Annotated in this window: 10 protein-coding genes; 4 read left to right on the top strand and 6 right to left on the bottom strand. The window is 43.7% G+C overall.

Features of this window, described 5'->3' with window-relative positions; genetic code table 11:
- Window positions 1–33: 33 nt before the first annotated feature.
- From AC07NA_RS21280 to AC07NA_RS21295, 4 genes are all read right to left on the bottom strand, one after another.
- Window positions 34–600 (bottom strand): L-threonylcarbamoyladenylate synthase, encoded by a 567-nt coding sequence (locus AC07NA_RS21280; RefSeq protein ID WP_494899575.1) that lies wholly within the window; start codon window positions 598–600, stop codon window positions 34–36.
- Entirely contained in the window at window positions 593–1579 is a 987-nt protein-coding gene (locus AC07NA_RS21285) for a glycosyltransferase family 9 protein (RefSeq protein WP_494899577.1), read from the bottom strand. Before AC07NA_RS21285 ends, AC07NA_RS21280 begins: the two co-directional genes overlap by 8 nt.
- Window positions 1580–1723: 144 nt before the next feature.
- Window positions 1724–2539 carry a 2,3,4,5-tetrahydropyridine-2,6-dicarboxylate N-succinyltransferase gene (locus AC07NA_RS21290; protein ID WP_345213184.1) on the bottom strand — a complete coding sequence of 272 codons (816 nt, stop codon included), beginning with the start codon at window positions 2537–2539 and terminating at the stop codon, window positions 1724–1726.
- 59 nt (window positions 2540–2598) lie between these two features.
- Window positions 2599–3060, bottom strand: a complete 462-nt coding sequence (locus AC07NA_RS21295; protein ID WP_494899579.1) for a hypothetical protein — start codon at window positions 3058–3060, stop codon at window positions 2599–2601.
- Between the two features lie 97 nt (window positions 3061–3157).
- On the opposite strand from AC07NA_RS21295, the gene AC07NA_RS21300 reads away from it, so the two are divergent.
- The gene (locus AC07NA_RS21300) at window positions 3158–3457 is read left to right on the top strand and encodes a DUF2695 domain-containing protein (protein WP_494899581.1); all 300 of its coding nucleotides are present in this window, start codon (window positions 3158–3160) and stop codon (window positions 3455–3457) included.
- Window positions 3458–3486: 29 nt separating this feature from the next.
- A complete protein-coding gene (locus tag AC07NA_RS21305; protein ID WP_494899582.1) occupies window positions 3487–3915 on the top strand; it encodes an RNA-binding S4 domain-containing protein in 429 nt (142 codons plus the stop codon).
- Window positions 3916–4744: 829 nt separating this feature from the next.
- Here AC07NA_RS21305 and AC07NA_RS21310 read toward each other — a convergent pair.
- Window positions 4745–5344 (bottom strand): OmpH/Skp family outer membrane protein, encoded by a 600-nt coding sequence (locus AC07NA_RS21310; RefSeq protein ID WP_494899584.1) that lies wholly within the window; start codon window positions 5342–5344, stop codon window positions 4745–4747.
- A gap of 151 nt (window positions 5345–5495) precedes the next feature.
- On the opposite strand from AC07NA_RS21310, the gene gyrB reads away from it, so the two are divergent.
- Together gyrB and AC07NA_RS21320 are read left to right on the top strand one after the other, a co-directional pair.
- Window positions 5496–7475 (top strand): DNA topoisomerase (ATP-hydrolyzing) subunit B, encoded by a 1980-nt coding sequence (gene gyrB / locus AC07NA_RS21315; RefSeq protein WP_494899585.1) that lies wholly within the window; start codon window positions 5496–5498, stop codon window positions 7473–7475.
- Window positions 7476–7655: 180 nt separating this feature from the next.
- A complete protein-coding gene (locus AC07NA_RS21320) occupies window positions 7656–7949 on the top strand; it encodes a hypothetical protein (RefSeq protein ID WP_494899587.1) in 294 nt (97 codons plus the stop codon).
- 71 nt (window positions 7950–8020) lie between these two features.
- On the opposite strand, the gene AC07NA_RS21325 is transcribed toward AC07NA_RS21320, so the two are convergent.
- A complete protein-coding gene (locus AC07NA_RS21325) occupies window positions 8021–10165 on the bottom strand; it encodes a prolyl oligopeptidase family serine peptidase (protein WP_494899589.1) in 2145 nt (714 codons plus the stop codon).
- Window positions 10166–10971: the final 806 nt, after the last annotated feature.

Consider the following 10971-nt stretch of genomic DNA (forward strand, 5'->3'; position numbering starts at 1 on the left):
GCAAATTTAAACAATTAAGCTTTAATACCGCTATTAACGGCGGATAAACTCAAAACCACCATCGGGAGCGAGGCGCATTATGGTTGAAGGTTTCTTTACAGAAAGGTCGTGCTGGTCTATATCCACCACATAATCAACCCCCTCAATAATTTCGGGTGCTACCTGCCCAAAGTTTTGCGGCGATGGCTGCCCGCTGATATTGGCCGATGTTGATACCAATGGTTTGCGTAAACGCTGTATCAACTGCTCGCAAAAAGGGTGTTTAGCTACGCGGATACCTACGCTCCCATCTTCGGCTATCAGCTCGGGGGCTATATTTTTAGCGCCGGGCATTACCAGCGTCAGCGGGTTTTCGGCGTATTCAATCAGGTCGTAAGCAATATCGGGCACTTCGCGTACGTAGCTTTGCAGTTTGTTCTCGGTATCTACCAAAATGATCATGCTTTTGGCTTCGGCACGTTGTTTAAGCGCGAAGATATTTTTTACGGCTTCGCTGTTGGTGGCATCACAGCCAATACCCCAAATGGTATCGGTAGGGTAGAGGATAATGCCTCCGTCCTGAATAATTTTTAACGCTTTCGCTACTTCTTCTTTAAGCATGGTTGGCAAAGGTACTTAAAGCTTCAATAATTTTTTGATTGTTGAGCAATTCCATGCATTTCGGTATGCCGTAAAGTTTGCAGGTGTTTTTTACACAGGGCTCACAGCTTAACTCTCCGTAACGGATCACGGCCAGGTCTTCTTTATTGTAAGGGGCAGTATTATGCTCGTTACCCGCGCCAAAAAGCACCACGGTTGGCAAGCCCACGCTATTAGCTAAATGCGCCGGTCCAGAGTCGGTAGTCAGTATAGCCTTGCTTTCGGCCATTAGGCGGGTGAGGCCGCTAAGGTTGGTTTTACCGCAGCTGTTAATAAGTCGATCGGCATGGTTTAATCCGCTCAATAACTCCTCCACATAAGGCGAATCCTTTGGCGCGCCAACCAGTTCAAAATAATGACCCGGCAATGCTACAGTGAGTTGGTTGAGCAGCTCACGGCCTTTGGTTACCGGCATACGGCGCGATGAAGCTTCGGAATTAAAGTTGATGATCACCCTGTTATTATCCTTAGCAGGGTTTTGTACCTCCAGCAATACTGGTTCATCCGGGATGTTTTTACCACTGAATTGTTCTAACAAGGCAATGTACTCGCGTACACGATGCACCCCTGCCGGGCGTTTACAGGCTTTGGTGAGCAGAAAAAAGCCGCCTTCGTTACCAAACCCAATCCGCTTTTTTGCACCGCTGGCATAAGCCATTACCGCCGACGAAAGCGAAGGCGGCAGATTAAAGTACATATCGTACTTATCGGCGCGCAGGGTTTTGCCAAAACGGTATACGCCTGTTAAGCCTTTATATTCCTGTTTTGAAAAAGGGTGGATCTTATTGATGCCGGGGATAAGTTCGGCCAGGGAGGCCAGTTCTTTTTTGATGACAACATCAACCATAGCATCAGTATAAAGCTGCCTAACCGCCGTAACGAACGCGGTGCTCATCACCACATCCCCGAGCCAGTTGGGCAGCCTTATTAGTATTCTCATAGTTGTGTGTTGTAAGTTGTGAGTTGTGTGTTCAGAACATTTATACCTGCAACTTTCAACACATAACTTACAATATTTATATAGTTGTGAATTGTGTGTTCAGAACATTTAAACCTGCAACTTTCAACACACAGCTTACAACATTTATACCGCTACGTTATTTTCGCGCAGGGCATCATTTAATGATGTCTTTTTGTCGGTTGATTCTTTACGTTTACCGATGATAAGCGCGCATGGCACCTGGAATTCGCCGGCAGGGAACTTTTTAGTATATGAACCCGGTATAACTACCGAACGTGCAGGCACAATACCTTTATATTCAACAGGGGCAGAACCGGTAACGTCAATAATTTTGGTTGACGCGGTTAGTACCACGTTCGCGCCAAGCACTACTTCGCGTTCAAGATGTACACCTTCAACTACAATAGCGCGTGAGCCTATAAAACAGTTATCCTCAATAATAACCGGTGAAGCCTGTACCGGCTCTAATACGCCGCCAATACCTACGCCACCGCTTAAGTGTACGTGTTTACCTATCTGCGCGCATGAACCTACAGTTGCCCAGGTATCAACCATGGTGCCTTCATCAACAAAAGCGCCTATGTTAACATAAGATGGCATCAGGATAACACCTTTAGCGATGTGCGCGCCGTAACGGGCAACAGCATGAGGCACTACACGAACACCGGTTTTTTTATAGTCGGTTTTTAACGCCATTTTATCGTGGAAAACGAAAGGGCCAACTTTAATCTCTTCCATATTACGGGTAGGGAAATAAAGTATTACGGCTTTCTTAATCCAGTCGTTAGTGTGCCAGCGGTTACCAATCAGTTCGGCAACGCGGTATTCACCTTTATCAAGGCGCTCAATAACGGTTTCAATAGCGTTAATGTATTCGTTATAATTTAACAGGTTCCTGTCTGCCCAGGCATCTTCAATAAGTTTTTTAAGGTCTTGCATCGTATTATTTAAACTTTGGCAAATTAAAGGAATTTTGAGGAGAAATGTTTCGGTTGATGTTATTTGGTGATGAACTGGTTGCGTAACTCCGGCGTGTTCAATATAATAAGCGAAAAGGTTAACGCTATCAATACAGATATCAGCAGCGGTTTCCATATCGGTTTCGCGTAGTAATCATCATCCGGAAAGTATTTCTTGAAAAAGTACTCGTTAAGTATGGCGCCACCTATAATGTTAAGTATTAGTCCGATGTATTTATTACCGCTCAATAAACTGGCAGTTATTGCAGCCAAAACAGAGTAGCCAATTGAAAACAACAGTACCGTTGTAGCCGCTGCTTTGTGGCCGGCCCTGCGTAAGTTCAGCATCAATAATATACCGCCAAACAGGGTTGAAAAGAAGATGGTAAACCCCCAAATAGCATTCTTAGAGTATATTTCTACGTAATCGCCATTATCCTCCTGTTCGGGCTCTTCGTATTCGTTTACTTCTTCCTCATATTCGTCATGCTCTGTAGCCATGTTTGTACTTGTTTTTTGTTTGCAAAGTTATAATGTGTTTTTGTAAAGGAAGTTTTAATTTTATCATATTAATAAACCAATCAACAATTATCTTCACATGTCAACTTCAGAAGAAAAAAACAGGAAGAAAGAACTAAGGAAAGAATATGAAGAAAAGCAGATTAATACTTTTCTGGCAAGTTTACCAATACCTGTTTCTGCCTTTAAAGCATTATTTGATTATGTGAATGATAACATAGAGATCAACGGTTGTGACGACACATTGAAATTTACTTCGCTCTATCTGAATGAGCATAATTTGCCAAATGAGGCTGTTTTAAATTGGATAAGAGATAACGGTGGTTACTGTGATTGTGAAGTGATATATAATGTTGAAGAACTATTTGAAAACTTGTAAAGTTTAAACTTGCTTATCTTTGCATAATCATGCCCGAAAAAGAAAAGTTAAGAATTGATAAATACCTGTGGGCAATACGCCTGTTCAAGACCCGTACCATGGCTGCCGATGCCTGCAAGGCGGGACGTGTAAAGCTGGATGGCCGTAATATTAAACCATCGTACGAAGTAAAGATCGGCGAAACCTACCAGGTATCTAAGGGTATAGAGCGCAAAGTGATCAAGGTGACCGGTCTGCTCGAAAACCGTACCGATGCCAAAACCGCGGTTACTTTCTATGAAGACCTTACCCCGGTTGAACAGACTCAAGCATTTAAATCGATGTTCCACGCACCTATGCTAAAACGCGACCGCGGCACAGGCCGCCCTACCAAGCGCGACCGCAGAGAGATTGACGATTTGCAGGATGGTTTTTTGGAAGGTAAAGGGGATGGTGGAGAAAGTGTGAAAGAAGAATAGCCTGATTATTGTTTGCTGTCATCCTGGGTGTAACGAAGGATCTAATTATGCGATTGTCAGTTCTTCGTTAGAAATGATTCTGCGATAATTATCGTTAGTGGATGTGACTTTCTTTTTTCTCTCAAAAAAGAAAGTCACCAAAGAAATACTGAGCGTAGCGACCTCATGAACACCTTAAAAAAACAAACAACAGTGAATAACGTCGCGGCTGCGCAAGGAACTTTTAAAGTTTATGCTTAGGCAGGGCTTGTGCTATCCGTTCCTTACGATGCTGCATTTTTTGTGGTATGTTAGGGTAGTGCTTTTGTTTGATGGCGAGGACTCACCCCGCCTACGCTTCGCTGGGCGACCCTCTCTTTCGCAAGCGAAAACGAGGGTAAAAGAAAATAAAAAAATAACAGTCGCTACGGCTACAGCCGAGTGACCACTATTACGCGGCGTCCCGCCGCACGCTAATGCCGCCATCATGCTAACAAAGAAAAAGTCGCGGCTGCGCAAGGAACTATGTTTGGGTTGTGCTGTGGCAGGTATAGTGCTATCCGTTCCTTACGATGCCGCATTTTTTTTGGTATGTTAGGGTAGTGCTTTTGTTTAGTGGCGAAGACTCACCCCGCCTACGCTTCGCTGGGCGACCCTCTCTTTCGCAAGCGAAAACGAGGGTAAAAGAAATTGGTATTATTTATTAAAAGCAACTCCTTAAATTCCCTCTTTACGAAGTAGAGAGGGTGGTCGAGCGAAGCGAAGATCGGGTGAGTTGACTTACTACCTCAAAACAAAAAAGCCCCGGCTTTATAAAAATCGGGGCCTGTATCATTAGAGCGTGGGTCGCTTATTTTTTGTCTTTAGTGTAAGCCTCGTTAAGGCCTTTTACTACGTCGTTGGTAACATCAAGGGTAGCATCGCCGTAAAGTACGGTTGGGTTTGCCCTTGAGTAGGTTAATATCATTTTGTAACCTTTGTCTTTAGCGTATTTTTTAGTGAAGTCGGCAATTTTATCGAACAGTTTTTCGCTTTCTTCACCTTGTGTGTTTTGGAACTGGGCGGTAGCATTTTGCTCGTAACCTTGTATCTCCTGGCCTTTACGTTGTAAACGTTGCTCAATAGGGGCACGTTGCTCGGCGCTCATGGTAGCGGCGTTCTTTTGGTACTCGGCAATCTCGCGTTGAAAAGCTTGTTTGCGTGCGTCAACATCACCTTGTGCCGATTTACCTTTGGTTTGCAGGCGGGTGGTCATGTCTTTTACGTAATCGTATTTAGCCAGTAGTGTATCCTGGTTAATGTAAACGATCTGTGCGCCGGCAGCAGGGGCAGCGGCGGGTGTTGAAGCCGCGGCTTTGTCGGTTGTTTTATCCTGATTACAAGCGGCAACGCTGCCTGCTATAAGTAAACCTAAAGTCAGTTTGGTTAAAAAAGATGCCTTCTGTGTCATTATTCTATCTTAAAAAAATTTCACAAATATAAACTTTACTTATAAGTATCCTAATCATTTACACGGCAAGTTTCCACACTGTCATATTTATTAACATTGCGGTAAATTGGTTTAAATTTCGTATTTTTGAAGGTTATTGTTTTAAATACGTATGAGCGAAGAAATAGAAGATAAATCAGAAGAACAAGAAGATAAATCCAATTATTCGGCAGATAATATACAGGTTTTAGAAGGTTTAGAAGCGGTAAGGAAAAGGCCTTCCATGTATATTGGTGATACAGGCTTTAAAGGTTTACACCACCTTGTTTACGAGGTAGTAGATAACTCGATAGATGAGGCGCTTGCCGGTTACTGTACCGATATTGATGTTACCATACACGAAGGTAACTCCATCACTGTAAAAGATAATGGCCGTGGTATCCCTACAGGTATCACTAAAAAAGAAGGTATATCAGCATTGCAAATTGTAATGACGGTATTACACGCGGGTGGTAAATTCGATAAAGATACTTATAAGGTATCGGGCGGTTTGCACGGTGTGGGTGTAAGTTGCGTTAACGCGCTGTCAACCCATGTTAAAACTGTGGTACACCGCGAAGGCAAGATCTTTACGCAAGAGTACGCACAGGGTAAACCATTGTTTCCGGTAAAAGAAATAGGTGTATCTGATAAAACAGGTACCATCCAAACTTTTCAGCCCGATCCGGAAATATTTACAACCACGCTTGAGTACAAGTACGAAACACTGGCCGCGCGTTTACGCGAGCTGGCTTTCTTAAATAAAGGTATCCGCCTGTCGTTAACCGACGAGCGCGAAACCAACGAAGACGGTTCATTCCACCGTGAAGATTTCTTTTCAGAAGGTGGCTTGAAAGAGTTTGTTAAATATCTTGATGGTACTCGTGCCGCAATTATACCCGAGCCTATTTACTTAGAGGGTATAAAACAAGGTATCCCGGTTGAGCTGGCATTGCAGTACAACGATACCTATTCGGAGAATGTGCATTCGTACGTGAACAACATCAATACTATTGAAGGCGGTACACACGTGGCCGGTTTCCGTATGGGTTTAACACGTACCTTAAAATCGTATGCCGATAAAGAAGGTTTGCTGAAAAACGTAAAGGTTGATATTACCGGCGACGATTTCCGCGAAGGCTTAACTGCTGTAATATCGGTAAAAGTACAGGAGCCGCAGTTTGAAGGCCAAACCAAAACCAAGCTGGGTAACAGCGAGGTGAGCGGCGCGGTTAACGTTGCCGTGGGCGAAATTTTGAGTAACTACTTGGAAGAAAATCCGAGAGAGGCCAAGATGATCGTTCAAAAGGTAATACTGGCTGCTACAGCTCGTGCCGCGGCGCGTAAAGCACGCGAAATGGTACAGCGTAAAAGCGTAATGAGCGGATCGGGCTTGCCGGGTAAACTGGCCGATTGTGCCAACAGCGATCCGGTTGTTTGCGAACTTTACCTTGTAGAGGGCGACTCGGCGGGTGGTACCGCCAAGCAAGGCCGTAACCGCGACAACCAGGCAATTTTACCATTACGTGGTAAGATCCTGAACGTGGAGAAAGCCATGGAGCACAAAATTTACGAGAACGAGGAGATCAAGAACATGTTTACCGGTTTAGGTGTAAGCATTGGTACTCCCGAAGATAATAAGGCGCTTAACCTAACCAAACTACGTTACCATAAGATCATCATCATGACGGATGCTGACGTGGATGGTTCGCACATTACTACGCTGATCTTAACTTTCTTCTTCCGTTATATGAAAGAGTTGGTTGAGTTTGGTTACGTATACATTGCATCGCCGCCGCTTTACCAGGTTAAAAAAGGTAAAGAGTTTGAATACTGCTGGAACGATGGACAGCGCGACGTAGCTATACAGCGCCTTAAAGGTGCCGGTAAAGAAGATAGCGTGCACGTACAGCGTTACAAAGGTTTGGGTGAGATGAACGCCGAGCAATTATGGGATACTACCATGAACCCGGCTACACGTACACTTAAAAAGGTAAGCATTGAAAATGCTGCCGAGTGCGATCATACCTTCAGTATGCTGATGGGTGACGAAGTTGCACCTCGCCGCGAATTCATTGAGAAGAATGCTAAATACGCTAAAATAGATACATAAGATCAGTTCCCGTAAATCGGGGATTGCAGATTGCATCTATATAGATCATACTAACGGGCAGGCTTTGAAAAAAGACCTGCCCGTTTTGTTTATATCTTAAATGATTGATATTTAAGGTGAACGGATTTGCCAGGCGATTACGTTAGCCGATTTAGCAGGCGGCTTAGTATCTTCGCCCTCATGAAGAATTTTACTACAGATGCGGAAGGGGTGGATTTTGAATTCATCACCATGAATATCAGAAAACTGCAACTGTTCCAGGTATATACTACTTATAATAATGCCCGGGTGAGGTTTCACATGCAAATAGCCGATGATGGCAATTTTTACATTACTGATAGACCAGTGTGCCCCGAAGAATACCTGCGGATGGAGCCTATGCTTAATAAGGCTATTCAAATATATGGCAAGGTAGAGTATGTGCCGCCTGTGCCTATTGAACCTGCTACGCCTCTTGAACCGGACACGGTTTAATACAATATATAAATATACAAAGGGCCGCCCTGTTTAACAGTAGCGGCCCTTCTTGTATAATATTATAAGTGCTATCTACTTTTAGCCTGAAAATCGGGGTGGCCGGCCTGCCACAATGCAAAAGAGAACATATTGGCAAAATTACGATAGGCTATTTCCTTGTTTTCGGTAAAGTGCCCGTTATCGTAATTAACAGCTAATAATACAGGCTTGCCCGAAGCTGTGGCGTTTTGCAATGCTGCCGCGAATTTCCCCGGCTGCCAAACAATCACCCGCGGGTCGTTCATGCCGCCAATACAAATCACAGCCGGGTATTTAGTGCCATCTTTTACGTGCTGAAATGCATCCATCTCGTACAAAGCCTTCGCCTCAACCGAATCCTTCACCGTGCCGAACTCCTTGGTGTTGTTCAACCCGTTGGGCGAGTTCTCCATCCGCAGGGCATTGCTGCAACTCACATTGCTAATAGCCGCCGCAAAAAGATCAGGCCTTTCGGTAATAGCGCGACCAATTAATATACCGCCCGCGCTGGTGCCTTCGCCAATAAGGTGACTGGCGCTGGTGTAATGGTTATTAATAAGGTACTCGCCCGATGCTATAAAGTCTTTCCAGGTATTAGGCTTGGTGGTTTTATAACCCGCCTTATACCAGCTTTCGCCCTTTTCGCTGCCGCCGCGTACATGCGTTTCGGCAACAATTACACCTTTATTAAGCAATGCGAGGCTGTAGGTGCTAAAATACGGCGTGCCCGATACCCCGTAAGCACCGTAACCTGTCATATAACAAACGGCGCTGCCGTCTTTTTTAACGTTCTTGTTATACAATATGGTAAGGGGCACCATGGTGCCGTCGTGGCTCTTTATTTCGGTTTCTTCTACTACAATATCGTCAACACCCGGGTAACTGAATTTAGCTGTCCATGCCGATGGTTTTACCACATGGGTAAGCGCGTTATAATTATATATGGTAAAAGGCTGTTTCCACGATGTAAGCAGGATCAGCACATCATTGCTGATAATATTTACAGGCATCACACTGGCTGTACCGCTAACCGGCAGTTTAATCTCGTCGGACTTGCTACTTAAAAAATTGTACTGATAAGCCCGGGTATTGATGCCATCATTGGTGGTAAAGTAAAAGAAGTCTTTTCCGCGTGCCATATTATCAATAGTGGCGGCCTGCTCGGGCACTACGGTTGCGGCAGTGGCTACATTAAATTTCTTCAGGTTTGATTTGGTGATCTTAAATTTAGATGCACCCGCGTAGGTAAGCATATATATGTCATCGCCATGGTTAAAGAAGTTGGTTACATGGTCATCCTTTTTAAACAGCCGCTTCCAGCTGATCATAGGTTTCAGCAGATCAGCCGCCGGGGCGTAGAAGCAATTCATATCGCGGTCTACTCCGCCAAGGTAACCGAAAATGTATTGCATATCTTCCGAATAAAATACAAAGCAAAGGTCTTCGGGTTTAATACTAAGCTTAGGATATTTTATCCGGCTGAACAATAATTTATCGGTTGATGTAGCTGTGCCTAATTGATGGTACATGCTGCGAGTATCCGTCATAGAACTCATGGACGTAATATCGCTGCTGTTTTGTACGGTATAAACAAAGCCTTTGCTATCCGGCGTCCAGCTGCTCACACCAAACCACGATGGAAATATCTTTTCCGGGTAAAGCTTTTTGGTATCCACATTCATTATATATATGGTAGACGTTTCCGATCCGCTTACCGATATACCGAAAGCTATCTTTTTACCATCCTCGCTGGGCAGGTAATAATTAATAGAATAGGCTTTTCCGTCCACAGGCACCGGATCATACAGTAAAACTTCTTTGCCGTTTTCGCCCGTTCGGTAATATAGCTTGCCTACATTTTCGGTGGCGAGTGTCTTCTTGTAAAAAAAACGCCCCCCCTTTTTTATAATATTGCTACCTATGCTGTATGGCTTAAGCGAGTTGTAGTATTGAAATGTTTTGATCAGGCTATCGCGGCCGCTGATGTTACCCAATTGAGCATTGGTATAATCAGCCTGGGCTTTAAACCATGTTTTTACCACGGTATCCTTGGTATCTTCCAGCCAGCGGTAATTATCAGTAACCTGTAAGCCGAAATAAGTATCATTAATCGGTTTTTTTGGCGATGCCGGAGCCTGTGCATGCAATGCCCCGCAAAAGAATGTCGCAATGAAGAGTGATAAAGCCTTTTTCATTTTGTTTAAGTTAATAGTTTAATTTTTGGTTGATATTGGCACTTAAATATACTTAATTGTTTAATACATAGCACCTTACTGCCACAAATTTACCCGCTTGCCATTTATTGCCGGTAGTTTAAGTACTAATATTAGCACGGTGTTTTCACGGTAATTATAATAAGTGGGTGATGAGGATGTTGATATAGTATATATAATGTGTGGATAGGGGATTTATAGCTACAGAGTGCCATAATCAACTTAAGTCGCTAAATGTTTGAGATCTCCGCTAATTTTTTCATCTTGAAAACAAGGCAGTTGCGATAAAAGGTGAAGAAAAAGGTGCGAATGATTTGCGCGGGAGAAAAAGAAACGTACCTTTGCAGCCCGCAAATAAGGAAAGCGGGACGTTCATTAAAAGGTTAAAAGAGGGTAGAAAAGCGAGCTAAAAAATTAAAAAAATAAAGTTTGCGAAACAGATAAAAGTTTCTACCTTTGCAGCCGCTTCCGGCGAGAGAGAAAAGAGGGAAAGAGAAGCGGAGGGGTAGAAAAAAGCAAGCTGAAAAAATAATAAAAAATAAAGTTTGCAGAATAAATAAAAGTTTCTACCTTTGCAGCCGCTTCCGACGGGAAGGCCATCACAACGAAAGTAGGGTAGCCGGAACGGAAAGAAGCAAGAACAAAACACAAGGGTCTTAAAGCGATTTTAAGATCACCACAAACTGAAATATCTTCACTGCAATAGTGAAAATAAGATAAGCCAAACTGAGACAGGGCGGCGATAAAGTTCTTTAAGAGAAATAGAGAAAATCATGTAGCGTAACGGG

The organism is Mucilaginibacter sp. GW821-FHT07G05 (genome assembly GCF_059418565.1).